Raw genomic sequence first — 26,755 nt, 5'->3', positions numbered from 1 at the left:
AAATTTGCCAAAGTATACACCCCTAGCCCTACCTCACCAGTATCGAAACCACTATGCCGACTTGCGACAAACGAGTGATGGGGCTTGGCCGCAACACCCCTGCAAACCGTGCAGACAGTGCACGGCCATGCCAAGAATGGCGACAGTACAGCGGGGGTTCTACCCCATTTCCACGGACGGTTTGAAAAGGGCTGAAAACTTCAGATCTTGCCTGGCGACTCTACGACGCATTCGTGGGTTATGAAACCGCTCGATGTAGTCGAATAAATCCGCCCGTGCTTCATCACGAGTTCGATACGACTGATGGACAACGCGCTCCCGTTTGAGCTGACCGAAGAAGCCTTCACAGGCTGCGTTGTCGCCGCAATGCCCGACGGCACTCATGCTGCAGACCAGCGTGTTGCGATTCAGAAAGCGCTGGTAGTCGGTGCTGGTGAATTGGCTACCGCGATCCGAATGCAGGATTACTGACCAGTCACCCTGGCGCTGCCAAATCGCCATCTCCACTGCTCGAATCACCATCTGCCGATCCTGGCGGTGATGCATCGACCAACCGATCACCAGCTTGCTGTACAAGTCGAGCACCACACATAGGAAAAGCTTGCCGTCCAGTGTGGCTATTTCCGTGATGTCCGTGACCCACTTGCGCTCCGGCTCCTGCGCGGTGAAATCGCGCTCCAGCAGGTTTTTCACGCCTGCTGGACGGCCACTGGCGACTCGTCCAAAACCACGCCTCTTACGGCGTGGCCAGCCTTGAATTCGCTCAGCCGCCATCAGGCGAGCAACGCGGTTCAAGCTGACGATTTCGGCCTCGTCGAGCAAATCCTCATGCATGCGCGGTGCGCCGATCACGCCACGGCTGTCCTCATGAATCTCACGAATGCGCCTGACCAGACGTGCATTCTCTTGAGTTCGCGGGCTTGGATCACGATCCTGCCAGGCGTAATAGCCACTGGCAGAAACCTTCAGGCAACGGCACATCAGACGTACCGGGTACTCGTTGCGGCAGCGCTGGATCACCGTGTACCGCTCGATGACTCCCTGGCAAAGTACGCTGCCGCGTCTCTTAAAAAATCACGTTCCTTAGTCACCCGGGCCAACTCACGCTTGAGGCGGGCCAGCTCCTCATCTCGCGGACTACCTGTTCCGGGAAAGGCCCTTTCTGTGCCTGGCTGTGCTTCTCGAACCCAGCGTGTGAGCAGGTTCGGAGCCACACCAATCTCCAGGGCCACCTGTCGACAGCTCGCCCCTGAACGACGAACCAACTCGATGGCTTCCCGCTTGAACTCGGGGCTGTATTTCTTGCGCTTCATGAACACTCCTTCAGCTCGGCATGAGCTTACTCGAAAGTGTCCGTGCTAACGGAGTAGAACCCCCCAGCGCCCTGACCTGCCCCTGCGCGTGATCGTCAACCGAGTTCTGGTGCTGCGCCCCTACCAACCCGTCACAGCTCAACAAGGGAGCCTGCAATGAGCACGACCAAACTGCGTCTCGGCCCACTGCCAAAAACCGAGAGCCTGAAGCTGACTTTCACCTGCCCGGCCAGCCTGAAGGCCGACCTCGAGCGCTACGCGGCGCTGCACTCACAGACCTACGGTGAAGAGGTCGACGCCCTGACGCTCGTTCCGCACATGCTAGAGGCCTTCATGGCGAGGGATCGGGTGTTCAGGAGACTTGGTACAACGAGCTGACAACCGAATCGGTTTACCCTGGCTGGCCGCCTGTTATGCCCTTGCCTCCGAAGAGGCTGGTAACAAACGTGAGCGCGGACCTTCGCCCCAAAGGCACTCGAACGAAATTGGCCTGCGTGAATTAAGAAAAAATCAGTAGAATCGAAAAAAATGAAGATTTTCTTGTCGCACTCAAGAAAATCTGGGGGCCAGAGCCAAGCCAAAGGAATTTTTGACATGCACCTAGTCGGTTACGCTTGGCTACGCGAAGCCATGCAGCTGTCCGCATTCCCCTTGCATCTGCCAGCGATTGTGCAGCCTGTCACTCGTTTGAAGAAGATAGGCCAGACCTTGGCTGTACCATCTGCCATCGCACCGGCTGCTGATGACTTGCTCGGCCATGTCCTCTTTGCGCTGAAGCATGAGGGGGTCAATCTTGCCATTCTGGCTCAGGCTCTCCCCAAGATACCAGTCGCAGCCCTGGAGAATGCCCTGCAGGAGGCGCCCAACGGCATCTACATTCGCAAGGCGTGCTATCTGAGAGAAGCATTCACCGGCGAGGAGGTTCCTCAGCATGCTCCGGTTCGGGGGGCTTTCGTGCCGCTCTTCGATCCCAAGCGCTACGTGACCCGCCCGGGAACAAGAAACTCCCGGTGGCGGGTGGAATTCAACGGCCTTGGCGACGTGGGCTACTGCGCCACCGTGGAAAGAACCGCCAGGCTGATCGAACTTCAGGAACACGACATACTTGGCCGGGCGAAAGCCTTCATGGAGTCCCTGCCTCCGGTCATGATGGATCGGGCGATCAACTGGGCCTATTTGCATGAAACCAAGGATTCGTTCGCTATAGAACGCGAAGCGCCGAACGAGGACAAGTCGCGGCGATTCATTCACCTGCTACGCCAGGCACACGAACGCCAGCCGCTGACCGAGGACTATCTGGTAGCTCTGCAGAACGCCACGGTATCGAACCCTTATGATCTAGCTGCGGCATTCAGGCATGAACAAAACCACCTCGCAGGAGCCCTTCAAGGGGCTGCCGGGGTGACTTACGTTCCCCCACCACCAGAGCTGTGCCGCGAACTGATGGAGCACCTCATGCAGTTTGCGAATGAGGCCCCCACCCAGATCGACCCGCTGGTAGCAGCTGGAATCATTTCCTTTGGTTTCGTATTCCTCCACCCGTTTATGGATGGAAACGGACGCCTATCCCGATTCCTGATCCACCAGGCACTTTGCCGCGCAGGCGCCTTGGAGAATGGCCTGCTACTGCCAGTGTCGGTGGCAATGAAACGTGAGGAGCGCCTGTATCTGGAGGCCCTGCAGGGATTCTCCCGCCCAGCCCGGGATTTCTGGGATGTGCAGTGGATCGACTTTGGCAAGTTGGCTTTCGACTTCCAGGGGGATGCCGCGATCTACCGCTACTGGGACGCAACTGCCTGCGTCATCTTCACCATGGAAATGGCTCAGCACGCCCTGGAGGTCGAACTCCGGGAAGAAGCCGCTTTTCTGGAGTGCTACGACGCCGTCTACAGGGCTGTGGATGAACGATTCGACATCCGCGGCAGCGACTTGGCGAATCTGGTGATGATGTGCCTAACCAATGATGGCTTTGTTTCGAAGCACCGTCGTAAACAATACCAGTACAGGGTACCCCCTGAAGTCTTCGACTACATAGAACAGACTGCCCAGCAGGTTCTTAGCGAGCAACACGCGGCTCAAGAAAAACGTCAATAGCCGCATCTTTTTATCGTTTAGGCGAGCTGGACAAACCAATGCATTCAGAGCAGGCAACAGGTTTAAGAAATATAAAAAATGCTCACCATCAGTGAGCATTTTCCGAATTTCGTAAACCCAGACAGAATCAGTCTCAGCGCTCCCGAGGCCCCTTCCATTCCAGCAACGCCTGTAGCGGATCCAGCTCGCCAACAAGCTCACGCGCTTGGGCGAGCTTGTCCATAGCAACACACCGCTCGGCTTCGGGCAGATTCGATACGGAGCTCTCAGCATCACTGAAAAAGGCCTGGATCCGCTTGATGTCATCCCACTGTTTGATGGCGCTCAGCAAATCAGCTCTCGCCTGCTCCCTTGCCTCGTTTTGACGTCGAATCCGTTCTCTCTCCTCGAGCCGGCGTAACTGCTCCCTCCACTCCTGCTGCCGAATCCTGGCCTGCTCCTCGGCCTCTTCTATCAATCGAGCAATTACAGGCGCGGCGTCTGTGAGCTGCTGAACGATGTCATCCAACTGGCCACGCAGCTGGCTTTGCTTGACCTCCTTCCAACTTTGAGACCAATCCGCACCTGGGTATGGAGAGAAAGCCCTTATGCATAGACGGCCGGTCGCGAAGTCCATTCGGGTCGTCCAGTTCCAAGCAGAGCTCAAGCGGCGCAGTTGCTGCGACGAAATCTTAGAGGTAGGGATGTACTCACCATCGATATTCCGAGCTTCCAGTTCCTCAGTCATCTCAAACAACGTCAGCCCGATGGCAACCGTCCCGATGAAGACCACTGTGGGCTTGGAGGGTGACCACAACGCCGGATGCCGGTGCCTTGGCTTCTTGGGTGGGTGCTCATGCTCATCAAACGAGGCCCGGGCATAGGTTCGGTCACTCGGTGCAAACATCACGCTATGGCCAGCAGCCTCCAGCTTGAGAAACAGCTGATTCGCCAGTTTCAGGGCAGGCTCAAGCTGAGGCTTGGTCACCACGACATCCACCAGACGCTGTCTCCCGGGCTTGAGGAACCCCTGGTCGATGACGCGTCCCTGCTCAAAGACCTCATACGCCCCCGCGACAACAGGGTGCTGCCTTGATCGCGATATGCGGAGCTGTTCGGGTTTGATTTTGCGCGGTGCAGGTGCCTTCGGTACCGGTCGAGGAACAGCACCAAGAGCATCTCCCCTGCGCCAGACCTGAAGATCACCAGGCCCAGCCTCAGGCAGCGGTGGCTGAGGACTCGGTATTCCATTCTCCAGCTTTACCCAGTGCCCACGCGGCGGCCGCGGGACATTCATGCGGGTACACACGCGCGCCAAGAAGCTGGAAGAAACACGATGGTGATCCGCGATCTTGGTCATGGGACGCCGCCACACCTCTGCGTACATCTCCTCACGACTGACTGGGCCACCAGGGCTGGAACCAGGTTGCTGGGCTACCTCTTCGGAAGACACGTATCAATCCTCAAGCCTGATATCGCCGACCAGCCAACGGCTGGCCATACGCCACGATCTATCAGGTCAAACCGAACCAAAAAGGTTGTTGTACCAAACCCTCCGTAGCTCCCTCCACCACGTTGTTCGCCCGGCGAGCAGGGGACAGCATCTGCAGAACGGATCAGGGTCGATAAGGAGGCGATATTCATGCCCGCATCATCTGAGCAGATAGCCGCACGCTTGATCACCTGCCCATCCCGAATCCTGCGAGCCAGTGCGGCCCCCGCCTACCTCGGCATGTGCCGCACAGAGTTCAACAAAACCGTCCGGCCTTACGTGCGGGAATTTCGCGTTGGCGTGCAAGGCATCGGCTTTGATCGCGAAGAGCTGGATGCCTGGGCAGACGCCTACATCGACCGGGCCATCATTGAAAAGGAAGGTGCCAAGGGACATGATCACTCCCGCAGCGAGCGCCAAGGAGAAAAACCATGGCGCGAAAAACCATTAGCGGCCTCTACAAAAGGAACGGGACCTGGCACATCGACAAGGTCTTCAGAGGTCAGCGAATTCAGGAAAGCACTGGATCAAGCGATAGGAAGGAGGCAGAGCAGTACCTGATACACAAGCTGGAAAAGCTCCGGGAACAGAAGATCTACGGCGTCCGCACGATCAGAACCTGGCGGGAAGCCGCTACGCGTTACCTGACCGAGTACAAGGATCAGCCGTCGATAGGCCTCACAGCCATCTATCTGGAGCAGTTGGACCCGTATATTGGCGACCAGCCTCTGACTCATGTCGACGACGAGACCCTGGCTCCCTACATAAGGGATCGACTCAAGAGCACCAGAACCCGCGATGGCAAGTTGAAACCTGGCGTCTCACACCGCACGGTGAACATCGCCCTAGAGCGCGTCATACGCATCCTGAACCTGTGCGCCCGAAAATGGCGTGATGAGCAGAAGCGTCCCTGGCTCGACGTAGTGCCAATGATCACCAAGCTGGAAGAGAAGAAAACCAGACGCATGCCCTATCCGATGTCCTGGGAAGAGCAGTCGATTCTCTTCGCGGAATTGCCGGATCATTTGCGCCGCATGGCCCTGTACAAGGTCAACAGCGGCTCACGCGAGCAGGAGGTCGTGAAGCTTCGCTGGGATTGGGAAATACCGATTCCTGAGCTCAACACCAGCGTCTTTCTCATACCGGCGGATTTTGGTGGCCGACATGAGAGCTCCGGGGTCAAGAACGGCGACGAGCGCCTCGTTGTGCTCAACAACGTAGCCAAGTCGGTCATCGAGGGACAGCGTGGGCTTGATCCGGTTTGGGTATTTCCTTACGGACAACCCGATCGAAACGGCAAGGCCACTCCAGTTCACCGGATGAACGATTCGGCATGGAAGAAAGCCAGAGTCAGAGCAGCGAAGAAGTTCCAGGAGCGCTTCATGCGCCCTGCTCCACCTGGGTTTGCTTCGATCCGTGTTCACGATCTGAAGCACACCTTCGGTCGAAGACTTCGGGCATCTGGTGTGACAGAGGAAGACAGGAAGGCTCTGCTGGGCCACAAGAACGGCAGCATCACCAGTCACTATTCAGCCGCCGAGCTGGGCAAACTGATAGATGAAGCCAACAGGATTTCGGCTACCGACTCGCGTGGGCCGGCCCTGACAATTTTGAGGAGGATGGCAGGATGAAAAAAAGTCCCGCAAAAGTCCCTACGCTTCTACGTGTGAAGCGCCCATAAAAAAATCCAGCCACCGCTAAGTGACTGGATTTTCTAGGGATTTTTTGGTCGGGACGGAGTGATTCGAACACTCGACCCCTTGCACCCCATGCAAGTGCGCTACCAGGCTGCGCTACGCCCCGACAATGCTTCCCGCTTGGCTGAAAGCGGGAGAGACTATACCCTAACTGACTGAAAAGAGAAACTTTTTCTATTCACTTGCGCAGGACGACGAGAATATCCTCCAGCTCGGTGATCATCTGGCGAATCAACTGCCGATACTGGGTGCTGTCTTCCCGCGCCTCCTCTCCCGAGAGGCGCTGACGGGCACCGCCGATGGTGAAGCCCTGCTCGTACAGCAGCGCGCGGATCTGCCGGATCATCAGCACATCCTGACGCTGGTAGTACCGGCGATTGCCGCGCCGCTTGACTGGATTGAGCTGCGGAAACTCCTGTTCCCAGTACCTCAGGACGTGCGGCTTGACCGCGCAAAGCTCGCTGACCTCACCAATGGTGAAGTAGCGCTTGCCCGGAATCGGCAGGAGCTCGTCGTTATGACTTGCTTCCAGCATAGGCCTCTACTCTGGCTTTGAGCTTCTGGCCTGGGCGGAAGGTAACGACGCGGCGAGCGGTAATCGGGATTTCTTCACCCGTCTTGGGGTTTCTGCCGGGCCGCTGGCGCTTGTTTCGCAGGTCGAAATTACCGAAGCCCGAGAGCTTGACCTGCTCATTGTGCTCAAGCGCCTGGCGAATCTCCTCGAAAAACAGCTCGACCAATTCCTTGGCTTCACGCTTGTTCAGGCCTAGCTCTTCGTAAAGACGTTCAGCCATCTCAGCTTTCGTCAGAGCCCCCATATGCTATTTCCTTAACGTAGCACCGAACCCTTCTTCCAGTGAGGTGACGATCTCGTGCATGCAGGCGTTCACCTCGTCGTCATTAAGAGTGCGCGAAGGGTGCTGCCAGGTCAAGCTGACAGCCAGGCTTTTTCTAGCCGGATCAACACCTTTGCCCCGGTACACATCAAACAGCTTTAGACCGATCAGGTGCTCGCCACCGCTACGGCGAATGACCTGCAGCAGCGCTTCGCCCTCGACGCCCTCATCCACCACCACCGCCAGATCGCGATTCACTTCCGGGAACCGGGACAGCTCGGCAAAGCGCGGCAGGAGCCCCTTCTCTATCGCTGCCAACGACAGCTCGAAAAGGTAGACAGACTGATCAATGCCCAACTTTGCCGCCAGCTCGGGGTGCAGCGCACCGACCAGGCCGACCGTTTCACCGGCCCGCTCGATCCTTGCCGTCTGGCCGGGATGCAGCGCCGGGTGCCCGCCCTTGACGAAGCTGAACGAGGCGCCGGCGCCAGCCGCGGCCAGCAGCGCCTCGACATCGGCCTTGATGTCGTAGAAATCTACGTTGCCCTTGTCGTTGGCCCAGCCATCCGGGAACCTGCGCCCGGTAATCAGGCCAGCGACCATCGGCTCCTGGCGCAGCGACTCCAGCCTGCCCACGAAGCGCAGGCCACTCTCGAACAGGCGGATACGGCTCTGCTGGCGGTTGAGGTTGTGCTCCATGGCCTTGATCAGGCCCGGCCAGAGCGAAGCGCGCATGGCGGCCATGTCCGATGAGATCGGATTGGCCAGCATCAGCGGCTCGACACCCGGCGAAAACAGCTGGAACAGCTTGGGATCGATGAAGCTGTAGGTGATCGCTTCCTGATAGCCACGGGCCACCAGCAGCCGGCGGATATCGGGTAACTCGATCTGCGCCTCGGCACGAACGCTCGGCGCAAGACGGGCCCGGGGATAGCGCACGGGAAGGCGGTTGTAGCCATAGAGGCGCCCCAGTTCTTCGATGAGGTCGATTTCCAGCGAAATGTCGAAGCGATGGCTCGGCACCGTCACGCTCCAGCCCTGCTCGCCGAGGCTGCAGCTCAAGCCGAGCGCGCCAAGCATCTGCTCGATATCGGCCGGCGGGATATGCAGCCCGAGGACCTGCTCCACCCGCTCTGCGCGCAGGGTAATGGGGGCGACCGCTGGCAGGTCGCGGGTCGAGCAGACTTCAACCAGCGGGCCGGGCTCGCCGCCGGCGATCTCCAGCAGCAGCGCGGTGGCGCGCTCCATGGCGGTGGCCGCCAGCTGCGCGTCGACGCCGCGCTCGAAGCGATGGGACGAATCGGTGTGCAGCCCGTAGGAGCGGGCCTTGCCAGCCAGCGCGATGGTGTCGAAAAAGGCGCTCTCGAGGAACAGGTCGCGTGTATCCCCGGCGACACCGCTGTGCTCGCCACCCATGACCCCGGCGATGGCCAGCGGCCGCTGATGGTCGGCGATCACCAAGGTATCGTCACGCAGACCGATTTCCAGGCCATCCAGGAGGACGAGCTTCTCATCCGCCGAGGCCATCCGCACCCGGATGCCGCCCTGAATCTGCTTCAGGTCGAAGGCATGCATCGGCTGACCCAGTTCGAGCATCACATAGTTGGTGATGTCGACCACGGCATCGATGCTGCGGACATCGGAGCGCCGCAAGCGCTCCACCATCCAGCGCGGGGTCGGCCTGGACAGATCGACGTTGCGTACCACGCGCCCGACATAACGCGGGCAGGCCGCAGGAGCCAGGACCTCGACCGGCAGGCTGGCATCATGGGTCGCCTGTACCGGCTCGATGCCTACCGGCGACACCTCCGCACCGTAGATGGCACCCACTTCGCGCGCCAGCCCCGCGATTGACAGGCAGTCGCCGCGATTGGGGGTGAGGCCGATCTCGATGGCGACATCGTCCAGCCCCAGGTAATCGCGCAGGCTGTTACCTACCGGTGCGTCGGCCGGAAGCTCGAGCAACCCGTCGTTGTCGTCACTGATGCCCAGCTCGGAAGCCGAACAGAGCATGCCGTTCGATTCGGCACCGCGCAGCTTGGCCTTCTTGATCTTGAAGTCGCCGGGCAGCACCGCCCCGAGCGTGGCAAACGGAACCTTCAATCCGGCGCGCACATTGGGCGCACCGCAAACCACCTGGAGCGTCTCGTCGCCCTTGCTGACCTGGCATACGCGCAGCTTGTCGGCGTCCGGGTGCTGCTCGACGCTCAGCACCTCCCCCACCACGACACCGTCGAACGCGGCGGCCACCGGGGTCACGGCATCGACTTCGAGACCAACCATCGACAAGCGGGCCACCAGCTCGTCGCGCGAAACCTGCGGAGCCACCCAGGTCCGCAGCCATTGTTCACTGAACTTCATCCTGCTCTCCTCGTAATCTCTTGGGCCGTGGCGGTACTAGCGAAACTGCGCCAGAAACCGCAGGTCGTTGTCGAAGAACAGGCGCAAATCGTTGACGCCGTAACGCAGCATGGCCAACCGCTCCACGCCCATGCCAAAGGCGAAGCCCTGGTATTTCTCCGGGTCGATCCCCGACATCTTCAGCACGTTGGGATGCACCATCCCGCAGCCCATGACCTCGAGCCAGCCGGTGTGCTTGCAGACCCGGCAGCCCTTTCCGCTGCACATGACACACTGCATGTCGACTTCGGCCGAAGGCTCGGTGAAGGGGAAGAACGAAGGCCGGAAGCGCACGCCCAGATCCTTCTCGAAGAACACCTGGAGAAACTGCTCGATGGTGCCCTTCAGATCCGCGAAGCTTATCCCTTCATCGATCAGCAACCCCTCGACCTGATGGAACATCGGCGAGTGGGTGATATCCGAATCGCAGCGATAGACGCGGCCCGGGCAGACGATACGGATCGGCGGCTGCTGGGACTCCATGGTGCGCACCTGTACCGGCGAAGTGTGGGTACGCAGCAGCATGTTGGCGTTGAAGTAGAAGGTGTCGTGCATCGCCCGTGCAGGATGATGCCCGGGAATGTTGAGCGCCTCGAAGTTGTGATAGTCGTCCTCGACTTCAGGACCCTCGGCGACGCGATAGCCGATACGCGTGAAGAACTGCTCGACCCGCTCAAGCGTGCGCGTGACGGGGTGCAGGCCGCCGGACACCTGGCCGCGACCAGGCAGCGAGACGTCGATGGTTTCCGCCGCGAGGCGCTCGTTCAGCGCCAGCGCTTCGAGATTCGCCTTGCGGGCATTGAGCGCTTCCTGGACACGCTCCTTGGCCGCATTGATCAGCGCGCCGACTTTCGGCCGCTCTTCGGCAGGCAGGCCAGCCAGGCTCTTCATCACCTGTGTCAGGTCGCCTTTCTTGCCGAGATACTGCACCCTGAGCTGTTCGAGGGCAGTGACATCTTCACTTTGTTGCACGGCCTCGAGCGCTTGCGAGACCAATGCATCCAGGTTTTCCATGTACAACCTCCAGAGGGTCTTGCAGAACAGCCATGGGCTGTCTTCACGAGCCGTTTCGCAAAAGCCCCTAATCCCATACGAAATAGGGGAAGGGCCGAAAAGCCCTTCCCCTATCGATAACGCCGCTACGGATTCCGAAGAATCGTGACTGCCAAGGGCTTAAGCCAGATTCGCTTTAGCTTTCTCGACAATCGCAGCGAATGCCGCTTTTTCGTTCACTGCCAGGTCGGCCAGAACCTTGCGGTCGATCTCGATGGATGCCTTTTTCAGGCCAGCGATCAGGCGGCTGTAGGACAGGCCGTTCTGACGAGCACCAGCGTTGATACGAGCAATCCACAGAGCGCGGAACTGGCGCTTGCGCTGACGGCGGTCACGGTAGGCGTATTGGCCAGCCTTGATTACCGCCTGCTTGGCAACGCGGAACACGCGTGAGCGTGCGCCGTAGTAGCCTTTGGCGAGTTTCAGAATCTTTTTGTGACGACGGCGAGCGATGACGCCACGCTTAACACGAGCCATGAGTAATTTCCTCTAGTCTTGACCGATCAACGAACGCGCAGCATGCGCTCCACCTTGGCAACATCAGACGGGTGCAGCAGCGAAGTGCCCCGCAGCTGACGCTTACGCTTGGTGGTCATCTTGGTCAGGATGTGGCTCTTGAAAGCGTGCTTGTGCTTGAAGCCGTTTGCAGTCGGCTTGAAGCGCTTCTTGGCACCACTCTTGGTTTTCATCTTTGGCATGTTCGGTACTCCACGTAGTGGGTGATTACAAATAACCGCAAGGCCTGCCAGTGCCCTGGTGGTTACTTCTTCTTCTTGGGAGCGATGACCATGATCAGTTGGCGTCCTTCCATCTTCGGATGCTGCTCAACCGAACCGTATTCGGCGAGGTCGGCTTCGACCCGCTTCAACAGCTCCATGCCCAGCTCCTGGTGGGCCATCTCACGACCGCGGAATCGCAATGAAACCTTGGCCCTGTCCCCTTCATTGAGGAAGCGCATCAGGTTACGCAATTTGACCTGATAGTCTCCCTCTTCCGTCCCTGGACGAAACTTGATTTCCTTGACCTGAACCTGCTTCTGGTTCTTCTTGGCCGCGGCGACCTGCTTCTTCTTTTCGAACAGGTGCTTGCCGTAATCCATGATCCGGCAGACTGGCGGAACGGCATCTGCCGAGATTTCCACCAGATCCAATTTGGCTTCTTCAGCTACGCGAAGCGCTTCATCAATCGAGACGATGCCTATCTGCTCACCGTCCGCACCAATTAACCGAACCTCGCGTGCCGAGATATTCTCGTTGATCGGGGGTTTCGGCTGAGCTCGTTTGTCTTGTCTCATTTCACGCTTAATAGTCTTTACTCCGTTATTTTTCGGCCACGTCGGGAAACCGCCTGCGCAAGCATCTCCATGAACTGCTCGACCGGCATGGAGCCCAGGTCGACGCCTTCGCGGGTGCGCACAGCCACGGACCCCGTCTCGAGCTCCCGGTCACCGATAACCAACAGGTAGGGAAGCTTGAGCAAAGTATGCTCGCGGATTTTAAAACCGATCTTTTCGTTTCTCAAGTCAGCCTTTGCCCGGAACCCCTGTTGATTCAGGCGTTTCTCGACTGACTGGGCAAATTCGGCCTGTTTGTCGGTGATATTCATCACCGCCACCTGGACCGGGGCCAACCACGCCGGGAAGGCTCCCTCGTAATGCTCGATGAGAATGCCGATGAACCGCTCGAAGGATCCGAGGATCGCCCGGTGCAACATGACCGGATGCTTGCGCGCGTTATCCTCGCTGACATACTCGGCGCCCAGGCGAACCGGCAGGTTGAAGTCGAGTTGCAGGGTACCGCACTGCCATACACGACCGAGACAGTCCTTGAGCGAGAACTCGATCTTCGGCCCGTAGAAGGCGCCCTCACCCGGCTGCAGGTCGTAGGGCAGGCCGGCGCTGTTTAGCGCGGCGGCCAGTGCCGCTTCGGCGCGATCCCAGAGCTCATCAGTGCCGACGCGTTTTTCCGGACGAGTGGACAGCTTGAGCTGGATATCGTGGAAGCCGAAGTCCGCATAGACCTCCTGGGTCAGCTTGATGAAGGCTGCCGACTCGGCCTGCATTTGATCTTCAGTGCAGAAGATGTGCGCGTCGTCCTGGGTGAAACCCCGCACCCGCATGATCCCGTGGAGCGCACCGGAGGGCTCGTTGCGGTGGCAGGCACCGAACTCGGCCAGGCGCAGCGGCAGCTCGCGGTAGCTCTTGAGCCCCTGGTTGTACACCTGCACGTGGCACGGGCAGTTCATCGGCTTGATCGCGTAGTCGCGGCTTTCCGACTCGGTGGTGAACATGTTCTCGGCATAGTTCGCCCAGTGCCCGGACTTCTCCCACAGCACCCGGTCCACCACCTGCGGGGTGCGGATCTCCAGGTAGCCGTTTTCGCGCTGGACGTTACGCATGTACTGCTCGAGCACCTGGTAGATGGTCCAGCCGTTGGGATGCCAGAACACCATCCCCGGCGCTTCTTCCTGGGTATGGAAAAGGTCGAGGCGCTTGCCCAGCTTGCGATGGTCGCGCTTCTCGGCTTCCTCGATGCGCTGGATGTAGGCGGCCAGCTGCTTCTTGTCAGCCCAGGCGGTGCCATAGATGCGCTGCAGCTGCTCGTTCTTGGAGTCGCCGCGCCAGTAGGCTCCCGATAGCTTGGTCAGCTTGAAAGCCTTGAGGAAACGCGTGTTCGGCACGTGCGGACCGCGGCACATGTCGACGTATTCTTCGTGGTAGTACAGCCCCATAGCGGTCTCGTCGACCATGTCGTCGATCAGCCGCAGCTTGTAATCCTCGCCACGCGCCTTGAACACCTCGACCACCTCATCACGCGGCGTCATCTTCTTGATGACGTCGTACTCGGTGTCGATGAGGCTCTTCATGCGTTCTTCGATGGCAGCCAGATCATCCAGGGTAAAGGGGCGCTCGAAGGCAATGTCGTAGTAGAAGCCTTCGTCGATCACCGGCCCGATGACCATTCTCGCCCCCGGAAACAGCTGCTTTACCGCATGTCCCACCAGGTGCGCGCATGAGTGGCGAATGATCTCCACCCCTTCCTCGTCCTTGGCGGTGACGATCTGCAGCGAGGCGTCACCTTCGATCAGGTCGCTGGCATCGACCAGGCGGCCGTCGACCTTGCCGGCGATGGTCGCCTTGGCCAGGCCCGGGCCGATCGACTGGGCGACCTCGGCCACTGAAACCGGCCGCTCGAACGAACGCTGACTGCCGTCGGGAAGAGTGATGGTGGGCATGGCGCCTCCTCTCCTAGTGGTGACCCCTACCAAAGGCCACGTGGGTTGGGATGAGCCAGTAAAGCTGGTCAGGGGCATTCTGCCGCACGGAGGCAGAGGCGAAAGCCGAGTCGCGCCGGACCTGAGTCACTGGGGAAATATCGAATCGTTCCGATCGCAGGCAGAGGGATGACAGCAAGCGGGTCGCAGCCAATGGCTAGCGATAGGCCAACCTCCTGCGCCCGTCCTTGTGCGCCCGAAGACTGGATGGGGCCTGAATAGGCGACGAGGCCTGTTTCAAGCCGACGGATACTAGCACAGCCCTGTGCTGACGCAGCGTTTTTTCGCGGTCTATCTCAGCGACCTGCCCCTGCCTGGGCGAGGGCCGAGCAGCAGCCAGGCCACCAGGCCGACAATCGGGAACAGCGAGATGCCAATAGCCCACAGCGCCTTGACCCCAACACTGGCGTCACTGCGAAATACGCCGATGATTGCCCACAGGTTCAGCAGCAGGACGGCTGCCAGCGCCAGCATCAGCCAGACCTGCATGCCGGTGTTGGTGGGATCGAACAGGGCGGTCATGGGCAATCCTTGTCGAGGGGCATGCTCAACTGGTCTCGTCCAGCAGTGCCTTGGCCTCGCCGATGAGCTCCATGGCACCGTCATGGTCGCCGGCCAGGTGCGCTTCCTCTGCGTCGTCACGCAACGACTGCACCCGCTGCTGGAACGCGGGGTCCACCGGCGGATTGGCTTCCACTCGCTCGTCGATCCTGGCGATCTCGGACGGGCACTGATGGGCCCAGGCAGGCCCGGCGACCAGCGCCGCGGCTATCAATAACGCATGCAGTTTCATCGTAGTTTTCCTCGCAGCTGTACTGAATGGGTACCGGCCCTGTCCGCAGCCGGTCAGACCGAGGCCCACCACAAAACGGGCGGTGCCAGCGACTGAGTGATGGACAGCTCCCTTCTTGGACCGCCCTCGATGGATTTGCTCCCCGGCGCGCGCATCGCTCGTCCGGGTCAGTCCAGATCCGAAGCCTCGTGGCGTTCAGGCACCTGTTCGCTGGCCTCGCCCCAGGTCCGGTTCACCTTGCGTCCGCGAATCACCGCGGGGCGCTGGGCCAGTTCATTGGCCCAGCGCTGAAGATGTTGATAATCCTGCACCGAGAGGAATTCCGCCGCCTTGTACAGATCGCCCCGTACCAGCGCGCCGTACCAGGGCCAGATCGCCATGTCGGCGATGCTGTAGGCGTCCCCGGCGATGTAGCGCCGCTCGGCCAGTGCCCGGTCGAGTACATCGAGCTGGCGCTTGGCCTCCATTGCGTAGCGGTTGATCGGGTATTCCAGCTTTTCCGGCGCGTAGGCGTAGAAGTGGCCGAAGCCACCGCCAACAAAGGGCGCCGAGCCCATCTGCCAGAACAGCCAGTTCAGCGTCTCGGTACGTGCCCGCGCTTCGGTGGGCAGGAAGGCCCCGAATTTCTCCGCCAGATAGACGAGGATCGAGCCAGACTCGAAGACCCGCACAGGCGTCTCGCCGCTGTGGTCGGCCAGCGCCGGAATCTTCGAGTTCGGGTTGATCTCGACGAAGCCGCTGGAAAACTGATCGCCCTCGCTGATGCGGATCAGCCAGGCATCGTATTCGGCGCCGGTGTGGCCAAGGGCAAGCAGCTCCTCGAGCATGATGGTGACCTTCACCCCGTTGGGCGTGCCCATCGAATACAGCTGCAGCGGATGCCTGCCCACCGGTAGTGGCTTGTCGTGGGTAGGGCCAGCAACCGGGCGGTTGATGCTGGCGAAGGTGCCGCCCGAGGCGGCGGGCTCCCAGACCCGGGGCGGCTGATAAGAGGTGGTGTCGCTCATGTGTGCTCCCTAATATGGATGTCCGTCACGGGGACCAAGTCCAGACAGGCTGAGAGGCGCTGTCAAGCCTTGCCCAGCGTCCGGCGCAGGCTGGCGTTGCCGATGGCCAGCGCCAGGCAATCCTCGGCCAGGCCCAGGGCGGCATTGGCCACTTCGCCCGAACGGCCGTAACGCTTGCGCAGACGAATCGCCACGACGGACGAGACACAGGCGGCCGTCGCCCCGATCAGCGCAGGCGCCAATACGGGCTCGCGCCGCACACCGGCCAGCGCTGCCGCGCAGAAGCCACCCGACACCGCACGCGCCAGCAGGGACGGGGCGATCGTCCGGTCCGGTGCGAAGGGCATCTTGTCGCCCAGGAGCTCACCCACCGCCAACGGCAGCAGCCACCGTTGCGTCCTTGGCGCCGCCAACCGCTCGGCCGGCCCGCCCGCGCCGTCGATGTCCGACCTTTCGGCCAACGCTGCCCCGACCATCGTTGGCGCCAGCATGCTGCGCATACCCGTCACCACCCCAATGGCCAACGCACCCCATAAAAGGCTGCCTGATCCTGTCATGTTCCGGTCTCCCGATGATTGAAGGGTTCGACCGGGTCAGGTGGGGTGGCGTTCAGGTGTGAGGACGGGCAGTTGAGGCATGCCCTGCCCCATAAGCCGGTCGATGGCCGCGCCTGGCCCCCGCTTGTTTGTAGGCGCGAGCTCGCTCCCGAATGGGCGAGATTGCTTGGCCCCGGCGCGGCCCCGTTCGCGAGCAAGCTCGCTCCTACAGGAGTAAGGACCCGGGCCGATAAGCAGGTGCGGGGCACGACCGGTTCGCGGAGCTGGAGTTACGCGCTGCCGATCCCTAATGGCCTATTGCAACTTCCCGGGAAAAAAATGCTAAAGCCTTTCGGGCAGGCGCCGATAAGGATTTGGAACGCGAACTCATCGGGCTTCTGAAGCCACCGACCTAGAGGTCGCAAGCTCAGGCAAACACAGGTCCTTCGGAGGACAGCATCATGGCCTTGACCGTCAACAGCAACATCACTTCCCTGAACGTTCAGAAGAACCTGAACAAGGCTGCCGGCAACCTCGGCGAGAGCATGCAGCGCCTGTCCAGCGGCCTGAAGATCAACAGCGCCAAGGACGATGCCGCCGGCCTGCAGATCTCCAACCGTCTGACCAACCAGATCAGCGGCCTGAACACCGCGGTCAAGAACGCCAACGACGGTATCTCCATCGCCCAGACGGCCGAAGGCGCGATGCAGGAATCCACCAACCTGCTGCAGCGCATGCGCGAACTGTCCCTGCAGTCGGCCAACGGTTCCAACAGCGAAGACGACCGCAAGGCCCTGCAGGAAGAATTCACCGCCCTGTCCGGTGAACTGACCCGTATCGCCAAGACCACCAGCTTTGGTGGCAAGAATCTGTTGGACGGCACCTTCGGCAGCACCAGCTTCCAGATCGGCGCCAATGCGAATCAGACCGTTTCTTTCGGACTGAGCAGTGTCGCGTCCAAAGATCTGAAGGGCACTTACAGCAGCGCTTCTGCTGAAGGAGCTGCGCCTGCTGGTCTGCAGGCTAAGACGACCGGGGATGTGGTGAATGTCAGCACCGTGGATGCAGCTGCGGTAGCCTCCACCTACACCAGCGGCGGCACAGGCGCGATTACCGACTTCAGCGGTGCCAACGCAGCCACCTTCCAGATTGGCGGCACCAGCATTACCCTGAACACGAACCTGACCAACACGGCAGGCGTTGCGGGCGAGATCCAGGCACAATTGACCGCAGCCGGCAACACCAGCATCACAGCAGCGGAAAGTGGCGGTAACATTGTTCTGACCAATGCCGCTGGCACAGGTGTGACCGTCACAGGCGGTGAAACGGTGTTTGGCAACGCGCCGACCAGCGTTGAAGGCTCTCCAGCAACAACCGCAGGCACCGCCCCCATTACCGGCACTTCCGTCATCGGCTCTGCTGGCGCCATAAAGGTGAACGACCAAGACGTCACCTTTACTGCCGCCGATGACGTCGACACTATCCTTAGTGCCATCTCCACCGCCACCGGCGGCGCCGTAACCGGCACCGTGGAAAATGGCCGGATCACGCTGACCTCCAGCGATGGAGCACCGGTCAAGCTGGAAGATGCCACCGGCACCGCCGGTCAAGGTGCCCTGGCGAAGCTGGGCCTGAAGGCCGGTGAAACCGATGCCAAGCTCCAGTCTGCCACTTCCATAACCCTGAACGGCACGGAGATCAAGTTGGGCGAAGGCGACGACATGGACACCATCGTCACTGCCATCAACACCGCCAGCACCGGTGTTACCGCCAGCAAGAACGAAGACGGCACCCTGAAGCTGAGTTCGGACAAGGATTTCACTGTCGCCGATGGCGCCAAGGGCACCGGCTTGGCAGCGCTGGGCCTGGCCGCAGGTTCCTCGGCAGCCGTTACCCAGGAAACGACCGTCAGCAACCTGGACATCAGCACCGCCGAAGGCTCCCAACAAGCCATCCAAGTCCTCGACGGCGCCATGCAGCAGATCGACAGTGAGCGTGCCAAGCTCGGTGCGGTGCAGAACCGCTTCGACAGCACTGTTTCCAACCTGCAGAACATCGCTGAGAACGCTTCTGCCGCCCGTAGCCGGATCCAGGACGTGGACTTCGCTTCGGAAACCGCGGAAATGGCCAAGCAGCAGACCCTGCAGCAGGCCTCCACCTCGGTATTGGCGCAGGCCAATCAGCTGCCCTCCTCGGTCCTCAGCCTGCTGGGCTAAGATCAGGGTTTCGGGTGAACCACGGGGGAGGTGCGAGAGCGCCTCTCCCGTCTTTGCATGGGTAGATCGCCATGGATCTTTCATCGATTGGCAGCAACAACCTGATGTCGGCACCCGCGAACGCGGGCGCGACCCACGCCGCCAGCTTGCCCGCCAAGCAGGCCCCAAGCGCACAAGCCGAGGCCGCCCGCGCCGAGGAAGGCACCCGTCCGGCCAACCTGGACGATGCCGTTTCGCAGATTCAGGACTTCATTCAGTCCATCGATCGCAGCCTTCATTTCAAGCTGGACGACAGCAGCGGTCAGGTGGTGGTGCAGGTCTATGCCGGTAGCGGCAATGATCTGATCCGGCAGATTCCCAGCGAAGAGGCCCTGCGTCTCGCCGAGCAGTTGGAAGAAGCCCGCAGCCTGTTGTTCAGGGCCCAGGCATGATCATCTTTAGCGTCTGGCTCGATTCCTGCTGGTAAAGAGGATATCGACGCAGCGCGTCAGAATTCCAGCGAGGAGGCTCCATGTCAGGCACCACGATCACAGGGCTCGGCTCCGGCCTTGATATCGACGGGCTGGTCAAGGCGATGGTGACGGCCGAGAAGGCGCCCAAGGCCGCCCAGATCAACCGCCAGACGGCCATCGCCAGCACCACTCTCTCGGCCGTGGGCACCCTGAAAAGCGCCGTCGACACCTTCCAGACCACCCTCAGTGGGCTCACGCGCAACGCCTCCAACTTCGCTCCGCTGACGGCCAAATCCACCAAAGAGGACGTGGCCACCGTCACTGTCGGCAACGGCGCCGCGCCGGGCAAATACGCCCTGGAAGTCGAGCAATTGGCCACAGGCTCCAAGATTGCCAGTCAGGTGATCAGTGGCGGCTCCTCGGCCAGCTTTGGCGGCGGCAGCCTGTCCATCTCCCTCGGGTCGGCCACGTACTCGGTCAACGTCAACGATGGTGCGACGCTTTCGGAAATCCGTGACAGCATCAATACTCGGCTATCCAGTTCGGCGGGCATCAGTGCCAACATCGTGACCGACTCCTCCGGCTCGCGCCTGGTGCTCAGCTCCGAGACCACTGGTGAGGGCACGGATCTCACCATCAGCGGCAGCAACCCCAGCCTGTCGCAACTGAACGTCGAGGCGGGTGTACAGCAGAGCGGCACCGGCGCCGGTTATCTGGTTCAGGCGCAGGATGCCCGGTTCAGCATTGACGGCCTGTCCATGACCAGCGCCACCAATACGGTGAGCAATGCCATCAGCGGGCTGACCATCAAGCTTGAAGGCACCGAGTCGACCACCCTCAACGTCGGCGCCAACACCGAAGGGATGAAGACCTCGGTGGAGAGCTTCGTCACCGCCTACAACACGCTGGTGACCATGACCAACGCGCTGACCAAGGTCACGCCGGGCGCCAATGGTGAAGTCGCGGACGCCGGCGCGCTGCTGGGCGACGCCTCGGTGCGGACCATGATGAACTCGCTGCGCAACGCCATGGCCACGCCCTCTGACGCCAGCGGCGAGCTCAAGGTGCTGTCGCAGCTGGGTGTCAGCACTCAGAAGGACGGCACCTTGGCCATCGACAGCGCCAAGCTGGAAAAAGCCCTGGCGACCAACCACGCTGCGGTAGGCGAGTTCTTTTCCGGTGACGAGGGGCTGCTGACGCGTATGGGCAAGTCGGTCAGTGCCTACAGCGAGACCGGCGGCATCCTTTCCAAACGCCAGGACAACCTGCAGGCGAACCTGACCAAGCTGTCGGAGGAGCAGGCGGCCCTGGACCGTCGGGTCGAGAAGCTCGAGACCTCGCTCTATTCCAAGTTCAACAGCATGGACATCCTGCTCGGGCAGATGGAAAGCACCCGCAACAGCATCTACTCGATGTTCGACGCGCTGATCGCCCAGCAGCGCAGCCGTTAAACAGGCCGTTCAATAACGTAGGCGAGGCAGGCAGGACAAGGCCGATGGCGGCCCGCAAAAACGGCCGAAAAAGCGGAGTCTAACTTTTGTGCCTGAGGGTTTTGACCTGGCTCGTGATCGGGGCTGTTTAACGCAGTATTGCCAAGGCAGGTAGTTTCGACGGCCTGGTAAACGCGCGCCTGCGCCAGCTCTCTTGCGCTGCAGTCTCATCGCTATCACGGCCTAAAGTTCATGAGTACCACGTCGATATAGAGGTTAATCCAGCCACTCTTGCGCAAGGAACCTCACATGAACGCCTCGGCCGCACTTCGCCAATACCAGACCGTCAACCGCAACGCCCAGGTGCTGGAAGCCAGCCCGCACCGCCTCATCCAGATGCTGATGGAGGGCGGGCTCGAGCGCATCGCCCAGGCCCGCGGCGCGCTGGAGCGTGGGCAGGTGGCCCTGAAGGGTGAGCTGATCGGCAAGGCCGTGGCCATCATCGGCGGGCTGCGCGAGGCGCTGAACCCGGAAGTGGGTGGTGAATATGCCGCCAACCTCGACAGCCTCTACGAGTACATGATGCGCCGCCTGACCGAAGCCAACCGCCACAGCGACGTGGAGCGCCTGGACGAGGTTTCCGGCCTGCTGCGCAAGGTCAAGGAAGGCTGGGACGGCATCGCCGGCGCCTGATCGCCACGCACATCGAACAACAGAGCCCGGCAACCGCCGGGCTCTGTTGTTTTGGCCGTGTGGGAGCGGCGTCGGCAGCGCAGTTCTTGTAAGAGCGGGCCCTGACCGCGATTGGGCGGCGCGGTGGTTGCACGAGCGGTGCGGTGGTTGCAAAGCGTCGCGGTCGGGGCCCGCTCCTACAGGGTAGTGGCGAAACGCCCCGATTTCGCGCCTGAAGCCCGCACGATCACTGCGCTTTTGTAGGAGCGGGCCCTGACAGCGAATGGGCGGCGCGGTGGCTGCACGAGCGGCGCGGGGGCGAAAAAACGTCGCGGTCTGGGCCCGCTCCTACAGGGGTGGTGGCTGCTGGTCGTGGCGAAAACCCCGATTTGCGCCTATTCCACAGGCGTCATTGGCGGCCAGGTCAACCCTGCTTCTTGCGTATCCAGTACAGATAACTGCCCTCGCCTTCTTCCTGGCCGACCAGTTCGTGGCCGAGGAACAGGCAGAACTTGGGGATGTCGCGCTGGGTGGAGGGGTCGGTGGCGATTACCTTGAGCATGTCGCCTGGGCCCAGGTCGCGCACCTTGTTGTGCAGCATCATCACAGGCTCCGGGCAGTTCAGGCCGGTGGCGTCGAGGGTGGCATCGACGGGCAGGTCGTTGGGGCTGGTCATGGAACCTCCGATTCAGACGCCGGGATTTTCACCCATTGCCGGCGCGGGGTCGAGGCATCGCGCCGGCAAGCGGTACGAACGCGCTGCTGCCCGGGTCACAACCGCCTGAGATGGCAGGTCACTTCTTCCCGGTCGTGGTAGAGCTGCTTGCAGGCGATGCTGGCGCGCACGCCGCGGGCATCGAGGCCATCGGCGATTCGCTCCAGCAGGCGCTTCACTTCGGCGTAACGCTGTTTCATCGGCAGCTTGAGGTTGACCACCGCCTCGCGGCACAGCCCCTCGCCGATCCAGGTTTCCAACAAGGCGGCGTTGCGTGCGGGCTTTTCGACGATGTCGCAGACCATCCAGTCCACCGGCCGGCGTGGGCGGAAGGCGAAGCCGTCGACCCGCTGGTGATCCACCAGACCCGAGTCCATCAGCTCCTCGTTCATCGGGCCGTTGTCGACGGCGGTCACGCGCATGTGCCGGTTGACCAGCTGCCAGGTCCAGCCTCCGGGCGCGGCGCCGAGGTCGACGGCGGTCATGGCCGGTGCCAGGCGTGCGTCCCATTGGTCGCGGGGGATGAAATGGTGCCAGGCTTCCTCCAGTTTGAGGGTCGAGCGGCTGGGCGCCTGACGGGGAAACTTCAGCCGTGGGATGCCCATGGGCCAGAGCGCGCTGTTATCGGCATCTGCGACCCCGACGAAGGCTTCGCGGCCGCTACGGAACGTCAGCAGCAGGCGCGGCCCATGACCGTCGTCCTTCAAGCGCCCCGCCTTTTCCAGTGCGCGGCGCAGCGGCCCTTCGAACTTGCGGCAGAAGGTGGACAGCTCCTTGCCATCATTGGTGTCCATGACCTCGAGCCAGAGGCCTGAAAACACCGGAGCCTCGGCCAATTGATCGAGCAGGACGCCAATGCGATCGCGCTCCGGCAGTTCGACCCAGGTGCCCCTGGCCCACTGACGGACAAAGATCAGGCTGGAAAAGGACACCGCCTCCATAAGCCGCTGCGCCCCACCCGGCTCGGTGCAGACGAATTCAGCACAGGCCGTGCCGGCCTTGGATTTGGCGTAGCCAGGCACGCCGACACGCGCCGCCTGATCGCCGATCTCGGCGCAGACCTCGGCCTCGAAGCCGGGGCGGCAATGCAGAAGAAGAGTATTCGTGGCGGTTTCCATGGGTAGCTGACCAGAGAGCGTGGCCGCGCATCATAGCCGAGGACGGGAACCCCTGCCGCCCCGGTCAGTCCAGAGCTAGGTTAAGCCAAATGCGACGGCGCCAGGCCTGTACCGATCGAGCGTCTACCGGGCGGAATCATCAACCCATTCGGTTATGCCTGGCCGCCTCTTCGCTTCCAACGGCCCACAGGGGTCAAGGAGAACGACATGCCCTCGCTGGATAGCCTGAACTGCCGCCGCACCCTCGAGGTGAACGGCAAGACCTACCATTACTTCAGCCTCCCCGAGGCCGCCCACCAGCTTGGCGACATTAGCCGCCTGCCCGCCTCGCTGAAGGTGCTGCTGGAAAACCTGCTGCGCCATGAAGATGGCGTGACCGTGCAACCCGGCGATCTGGACGCGCTGGCCGGCTGGCTGAAGACCCGCAGTGCCGATCAGGAAATCCAGTATCGACCGGCGCGGGTACTGATGCAGGACTTCACCGGCGTGCCGGCGGTGGTCGATCTCACCGCCATGCGCGATGCGGTTTCCAAGGCGGGTGCCGACCCTCAGCAAATCAATCCGCTCTCGCCGGTGGATCTGGTGATCGATCACTCGGTAATGGTCGATCGCTTCGGCAATGCCGACGCCTACGAGCAGAACGTCGAGATCGAGATGCAGCGCAACGGCGAACGCTACGAGTTTTTGCGCTGGGGCCAGCAGGCGTTCGACAATTTCCAGGTGGTGCCGCCAGGCACCGGCATCTGCCATCAGGTCAACCTCGAATACCTCGCCCAAGTTGCCTGGACCCGTGATGAGGACGGCGAAACGGTGGTGTATCCCGACACGCTGGTCGGCACCGACTCGCACACCACCATGGTCAACGGTCTTGGCGTGCTGGGCTGGGGCGTTGGCGGTATCGAGGCTGAAGCGGCGATGCTCGGCCAGCCGGTGTCGATGCTGATTCCGGAAGTCGTGGGCTTTCGCCTGACCGGCGAGTTGAAGGAAGGCGTGACCGCCACCGACCTGGTGCTGACGGTTACCCAGATGCTGCGCAAGCAGGGCGTGGTGGGCAAGTTCGTGGAATTCTACGGCCCAGGCCTGGACACCCTGCCGCTGGCCGACCGCGCCACCATCGGCAACATGGCGCCCGAGTATGGCGCTACCTGCGGCTTCTTCCCGGTCGACGGCATCACCCTCGATTACCTGCGCCTGACCGGCCGCGACGAGGATCGAATCGCCCTGGTGGAGGCCTATTACAAGGCCCAGGGGCTGTGGCGCGACAGCAATTCGCCTGACCCGGAATTCACCCACACCCTGGAGCTCGAGCTGGGCAGCGTGGTGCCGTCCCTCGCCGGCCCGAAGCGCCCCCAGGACCGCGTCGCCCTGACCGATATCGGCTCGAATTTCGATCTGCTGCTGGAGACAAGCGGCAAGAAAGCCGAAGCCGACCGGGATTTTCCGGTCTCCGGAGAAGCCCATGGTCTCAAGCATGGCGACGTGGTGATCGCCGCCATTACCTCCTGCACCAACACCTCCAACCCCAACGTGCTGATGGCCGCCGGGCTGGTGGCAAAAAAAGCCGTCGAACGCGGACTGATCCGCAAACCCTGGGTGAAGACCTCGCTGGCGCCCGGCTCGAAGGTGGTGACCGACTATCTGCTCAAGGCTGGACTGAACAACTACCTGGATGAGCTGGGCTTCAATCTGGTGGGCTATGGCTGCACCACTTGTATCGGCAACTCCGGCCCGCTGCCGGACCCAATCGGCCAGTCGATCACCGATAACGATCTGATCGTCTCGTCGGTCCTGTCCGGCAACCGCAATTTCGAGGGCAGGGTGCATCCGTTGGTCAAGGCCAACTGGCTGGCCTCGCCGCCGCTGGTGGTGGCGTTCGCCCTGGCCGGCACTACCCGTATCGACCTGTCCCGCGAGCCGCTGGGCGAGGACAATCAGGGAAATCCGGTCTACCTGAAGGACATCTGGCCCACCAGCCAGGAGGTCAATGCGGAAGTGGCCAAGATCGACGGGGACATGTTCCGCCGCCGTTACGCGGACGTGTTCAGCGGCGACGAGCACTGGCAGGCGATCCCGGTCACCCCGGGCAATACCTACGAGTGGAACTCGAACTCGAGCTACGTGCAGAACCCGCCTTATTTCGACGCCATCGGCGAACCCGCGCCCGAGCCGCAGGACGTTCTGGATGCGCGCATCCTTGCGCTGTTCGGCGACTCGATCACCACTGACCACATCTCGCCCGCCGGAAACATCAAGGCCAGCTCGCCGGCCGGCGAGTACCTGCAGTCGCTGGGTGTGCAGCCCGATGACTTCAATTCCTACGGGTCTCGTCGCGGCAACCACGAGGTGATGATGCGCGGCACCTTCGCCAACATCCGCATCCGCAACGAGATGCTTGGCGGCGAAGAAGGTGGCAATACCCTCTACCAGCCCGGCGGCGAGAAGATGCCCATCTACGATGCCGCAATGAAGTACCAGGCCGAGGGAGTGCCGCTGGTGGTGATCGCCGGCAAGGAGTACGGCACCGGCTCGAGCCGCGACTGGGCAGCCAAGGGCACCAACCTCCTGGGCGTCAAGGCGGTGATCGCCGAGAGCTTCGAGCGCATCCACCGCTCCAACCTGATCGGCATGGGGGTTCTGGCGCTGCAGTTCATCAACGGGCAGGACCGTCAGTCGCTCGGGCTCACCGGCCAGGAAAAGCTGTCCATTCGCGGGCTTTCGGCGAACATCAAGCCGCGCCAGAAGCTCACCGTCGACATCGAACGCGCCGATGGCAGCCGCGAGAGCTTCGAGGTGCTCTGCCGTATCGACACCCTCAACGAGGTGCAGTATTTCAAGGCCGGGGGGATCCTGCATTATGTGCTGCGGCAGATGATCGGGCAGGCTTAGATTAAGTCGCGATCCACTGCTGCGATGTCCACCGGCCCGCTCTTGTATGAGCGACCTTGGTCGCGAATGGCCGCCGCGGCGGGGTTTCGGCCGGTTCGCGAGCGAGCTCGCTGCTACGGGGTAGGTTTCGGCCATTCGCGAGCAAGCTCGCTCCTACAGGGGCTGGGTGGGTCGCGGAACTTGTGTCATCCACCGGCCCGCTCTTGTAGGAGCGACCTTGGTCGCGAAGGCCGCCGCGGAGGGGTTTCGGCCATTCGCGAGCGAGCTCGCTGCTACGGGGTGGGTTTCGGCCATTCGCGAGCGAGCTCGCTCCTACAGGCTGGATGGGTCGCGGAACTTGTGTCATCCACCGGCCCGCTCTTGTAGGAACGACCTTGGGCGCGAAGGCCGCCGCGGCGGGGTTTCGGCCATTCGCGAGCAAGCTCGCTCCTACAGGGGCGGATGGGTCGCGGAACTTGTGTCATCCACCGGCCCGCTCTTGTAGGAGCGACCTTGGTCGCGAAGGCCGCCGCGGCGGGGTTTCGGCCATTCGCGAGCAAGCTCGCTCCTACGGGGCTGGGTGGGTCGCGGAACTTGTGTCATCCACCGGCCCGCTCTTGTAGGAACGACCTTGGGCGCGAAGGCCGCCGCGGAGGGGTTTCGGCCATTCGCGAGCGAGCTCGCTCCTACGGGGCTGGGTGGGTCGCGGAACTTGTGTCATCCACCGGCCCGCTCTTGTAGGAGCGACCTTGGGCGCGAATGGCCGCCGCGGCGGGGTTTCGGCCATTCGCGAGCGAGCTCGCTCCTACGGGGT

25 protein-coding genes and 1 tRNA gene are annotated in these 26,755 nt (G+C 61.6%); 8 read left to right on the top strand and 18 right to left on the bottom strand.

Annotation, left to right across the window (positions count from 1 at the left end; genetic code table 11):
- Positions 1 to 159 precede the first annotated feature (159 nt).
- Positions 160 to 1,313, bottom strand: a protein-coding gene (locus ACFOMF_RS18055) for an IS3 family transposase (protein WP_449342994.1) whose coding sequence is annotated in 2 segments (ribosomal slippage) — positions 160 to 1,076 and positions 1,076 to 1,313 — 1,155 coding nt in all. Because the reading frame shifts where the segments join, the coding sequence is not laid out codon by codon here.
- A 156-nt stretch (positions 1,314 to 1,469) separates the two neighbouring features.
- Between ACFOMF_RS18055 and ACFOMF_RS18050 the strand changes: the two genes are divergently transcribed.
- Both ACFOMF_RS18050 and ACFOMF_RS18045 read left to right on the top strand, forming a co-directional pair.
- The gene (locus tag ACFOMF_RS18050) at positions 1,470 to 1,691 is read left to right on the top strand and encodes a DUF2274 domain-containing protein (protein WP_386367499.1); all 222 of its coding nucleotides are present in this window, start codon (positions 1,470 to 1,472) and stop codon (positions 1,689 to 1,691) included.
- A gap of 216 nt (positions 1,692 to 1,907) precedes the next feature.
- The gene (locus ACFOMF_RS18045) at positions 1,908 to 3,407 is read left to right on the top strand and encodes a Fic family protein (protein ID WP_386367496.1); all 1,500 of its coding nucleotides are present in this window, start codon (positions 1,908 to 1,910) and stop codon (positions 3,405 to 3,407) included.
- A 133-nt stretch (positions 3,408 to 3,540) separates the two neighbouring features.
- Here the strand turns inward: ACFOMF_RS18045 and ACFOMF_RS18040 are convergent, their stop codons facing one another.
- Both ACFOMF_RS18040 and ACFOMF_RS18035 read right to left on the bottom strand, forming a co-directional pair.
- Positions 3,541 to 4,746, bottom strand: a complete 1,206-nt coding sequence (locus tag ACFOMF_RS18040; RefSeq protein WP_386367493.1) for a hypothetical protein — start codon at positions 4,744 to 4,746, stop codon at positions 3,541 to 3,543.
- A gap of 291 nt (positions 4,747 to 5,037) precedes the next feature.
- Entirely contained in the window at positions 5,038 to 5,274 is a 237-nt protein-coding gene (locus ACFOMF_RS18035; RefSeq protein ID WP_386367490.1) for a hypothetical protein, read from the bottom strand.
- A 35-nt stretch (positions 5,275 to 5,309) separates the two neighbouring features.
- Between ACFOMF_RS18035 and ACFOMF_RS18030 the strand changes: the two genes are divergently transcribed.
- Complete coding sequence (locus ACFOMF_RS18030) at positions 5,310 to 6,509, top strand: tyrosine-type recombinase/integrase (protein ID WP_386367489.1); 1,200 nt, start codon at positions 5,310 to 5,312, stop codon at positions 6,507 to 6,509.
- Positions 6,510 to 6,604: 95 nt separating this feature from the next.
- On the opposite strand, the gene ACFOMF_RS18025 is transcribed toward ACFOMF_RS18030, so the two are convergent.
- The 13 genes from ACFOMF_RS18025 to ACFOMF_RS17965 form a co-directional block, all read right to left on the bottom strand.
- Positions 6,605 to 6,681: transfer RNA gene (locus tag ACFOMF_RS18025), tRNA-Pro, on the bottom strand.
- 72 nt (positions 6,682 to 6,753) lie between these two features.
- Positions 6,754 to 7,110, bottom strand: coding sequence for a MerR family transcriptional regulator (locus ACFOMF_RS18020; RefSeq protein ID WP_386367486.1), 357 nt, complete (start codon positions 7,108 to 7,110; stop codon positions 6,754 to 6,756).
- Positions 7,091 to 7,393, bottom strand: coding sequence for an integration host factor subunit alpha (gene ihfA / locus ACFOMF_RS18015; protein WP_386367483.1), 303 nt, complete (start codon positions 7,391 to 7,393; stop codon positions 7,091 to 7,093). Before ihfA ends, ACFOMF_RS18020 begins: the two co-directional genes overlap by 20 nt.
- Before the next feature lie 3 nt (positions 7,394 to 7,396).
- Positions 7,397 to 9,772 carry a phenylalanine--tRNA ligase subunit beta gene (pheT, locus tag ACFOMF_RS18010; RefSeq protein ID WP_386367481.1) on the bottom strand — a complete coding sequence of 792 codons (2,376 nt, stop codon included), beginning with the start codon at positions 9,770 to 9,772 and terminating at the stop codon, positions 7,397 to 7,399.
- Between the two features lie 36 nt (positions 9,773 to 9,808).
- Positions 9,809 to 10,825 carry a phenylalanine--tRNA ligase subunit alpha gene (gene pheS / locus ACFOMF_RS18005; RefSeq protein WP_386367478.1) on the bottom strand — a complete coding sequence of 339 codons (1,017 nt, stop codon included), beginning with the start codon at positions 10,823 to 10,825 and terminating at the stop codon, positions 9,809 to 9,811.
- A 159-nt stretch (positions 10,826 to 10,984) separates the two neighbouring features.
- Complete coding sequence (rplT, locus tag ACFOMF_RS18000; RefSeq protein WP_386367475.1) at positions 10,985 to 11,341, bottom strand: 50S ribosomal protein L20; 357 nt, start codon at positions 11,339 to 11,341, stop codon at positions 10,985 to 10,987.
- Positions 11,342 to 11,367: 26 nt separating this feature from the next.
- The gene (gene rpmI / locus ACFOMF_RS17995) at positions 11,368 to 11,562 is read right to left on the bottom strand and encodes a 50S ribosomal protein L35 (protein ID WP_386367472.1); all 195 of its coding nucleotides are present in this window, start codon (positions 11,560 to 11,562) and stop codon (positions 11,368 to 11,370) included.
- A 62-nt stretch (positions 11,563 to 11,624) separates the two neighbouring features.
- Complete coding sequence (gene infC, locus ACFOMF_RS17990) at positions 11,625 to 12,158, bottom strand: translation initiation factor IF-3 (protein WP_386367470.1); 534 nt, start codon at positions 12,156 to 12,158, stop codon at positions 11,625 to 11,627.
- 17 nt (positions 12,159 to 12,175) lie between these two features.
- Positions 12,176 to 14,098 (bottom strand): threonine--tRNA ligase, encoded by a 1,923-nt coding sequence (gene thrS / locus ACFOMF_RS17985; RefSeq protein ID WP_386367468.1) that lies wholly within the window; start codon positions 14,096 to 14,098, stop codon positions 12,176 to 12,178.
- Between the two features lie 330 nt (positions 14,099 to 14,428).
- Positions 14,429 to 14,659 carry a PLD nuclease N-terminal domain-containing protein gene (locus ACFOMF_RS17980; protein ID WP_449342993.1) on the bottom strand — a complete coding sequence of 77 codons (231 nt, stop codon included), beginning with the start codon at positions 14,657 to 14,659 and terminating at the stop codon, positions 14,429 to 14,431.
- A 25-nt stretch (positions 14,660 to 14,684) separates the two neighbouring features.
- Positions 14,685 to 14,930 carry a hypothetical protein gene (locus tag ACFOMF_RS17975; RefSeq protein ID WP_386367465.1) on the bottom strand — a complete coding sequence of 82 codons (246 nt, stop codon included), beginning with the start codon at positions 14,928 to 14,930 and terminating at the stop codon, positions 14,685 to 14,687.
- Between the two features lie 167 nt (positions 14,931 to 15,097).
- Positions 15,098 to 15,937, bottom strand: a complete 840-nt coding sequence (gene yghU / locus ACFOMF_RS17970; protein WP_386367463.1) for a glutathione-dependent disulfide-bond oxidoreductase — start codon at positions 15,935 to 15,937, stop codon at positions 15,098 to 15,100.
- Positions 15,938 to 15,999: 62 nt separating this feature from the next.
- Entirely contained in the window at positions 16,000 to 16,494 is a 495-nt protein-coding gene (locus tag ACFOMF_RS17965; protein ID WP_386367461.1) for a DUF4126 domain-containing protein, read from the bottom strand.
- Positions 16,495 to 16,934: 440 nt separating this feature from the next.
- Here ACFOMF_RS17965 and ACFOMF_RS17960 point away from each other — a divergent pair, with 440 nt between their 5' ends.
- The 4 genes from ACFOMF_RS17960 (at position 16,935) to fliS (ending at position 21,264) form a co-directional block, all read left to right on the top strand.
- A complete protein-coding gene (locus tag ACFOMF_RS17960) occupies positions 16,935 to 18,689 on the top strand; it encodes a flagellin N-terminal helical domain-containing protein (protein ID WP_386367459.1) in 1,755 nt (584 codons plus the stop codon).
- Positions 18,690 to 18,760: 71 nt separating this feature from the next.
- Positions 18,761 to 19,120 (top strand): flagellar protein FlaG, encoded by a 360-nt coding sequence (locus tag ACFOMF_RS17955; protein WP_386367457.1) that lies wholly within the window; start codon positions 18,761 to 18,763, stop codon positions 19,118 to 19,120.
- A gap of 80 nt (positions 19,121 to 19,200) precedes the next feature.
- On the top strand, positions 19,201 to 20,592 hold the full coding sequence (fliD, locus tag ACFOMF_RS17950) for a flagellar filament capping protein FliD (protein ID WP_386367455.1): 1,392 nt from the start codon (positions 19,201 to 19,203) through the stop codon (positions 20,590 to 20,592).
- A 288-nt stretch (positions 20,593 to 20,880) separates the two neighbouring features.
- Positions 20,881 to 21,264, top strand: a complete 384-nt coding sequence (gene fliS / locus ACFOMF_RS17945) for a flagellar export chaperone FliS (RefSeq protein ID WP_386367452.1) — start codon at positions 20,881 to 20,883, stop codon at positions 21,262 to 21,264.
- A gap of 403 nt (positions 21,265 to 21,667) precedes the next feature.
- Here the strand turns inward: fliS and tusA are convergent, their stop codons facing one another.
- Positions 21,668 to 21,919, bottom strand: a complete 252-nt coding sequence (tusA, locus tag ACFOMF_RS17940; RefSeq protein WP_386367450.1) for a sulfurtransferase TusA — start codon at positions 21,917 to 21,919, stop codon at positions 21,668 to 21,670.
- 95 nt (positions 21,920 to 22,014) lie between these two features.
- Positions 22,015 to 23,076 carry a 23S rRNA (cytidine(2498)-2'-O)-methyltransferase RlmM gene (gene rlmM / locus ACFOMF_RS17935; protein ID WP_386367449.1) on the bottom strand — a complete coding sequence of 354 codons (1,062 nt, stop codon included), beginning with the start codon at positions 23,074 to 23,076 and terminating at the stop codon, positions 22,015 to 22,017.
- Between the two features lie 207 nt (positions 23,077 to 23,283).
- Between rlmM and acnA the strand changes: the two genes are divergently transcribed.
- Entirely contained in the window at positions 23,284 to 25,962 is a 2,679-nt protein-coding gene (acnA, locus tag ACFOMF_RS17930; protein ID WP_386367446.1) for an aconitate hydratase AcnA, read from the top strand.
- Positions 25,963 to 26,755 lie beyond the last annotated feature (793 nt).

Origin of the sequence: Stutzerimonas tarimensis (assembly GCF_042648805.1) — a bacterium.
Lineage (GTDB): Bacteria > Pseudomonadota > Gammaproteobacteria > Pseudomonadales > Pseudomonadaceae > Azomonas > Azomonas tarimensis.
The sequence above is the reverse complement of the archived record's forward strand: the minus strand, read 5'-3'. Positions and strand labels throughout refer to the sequence as shown.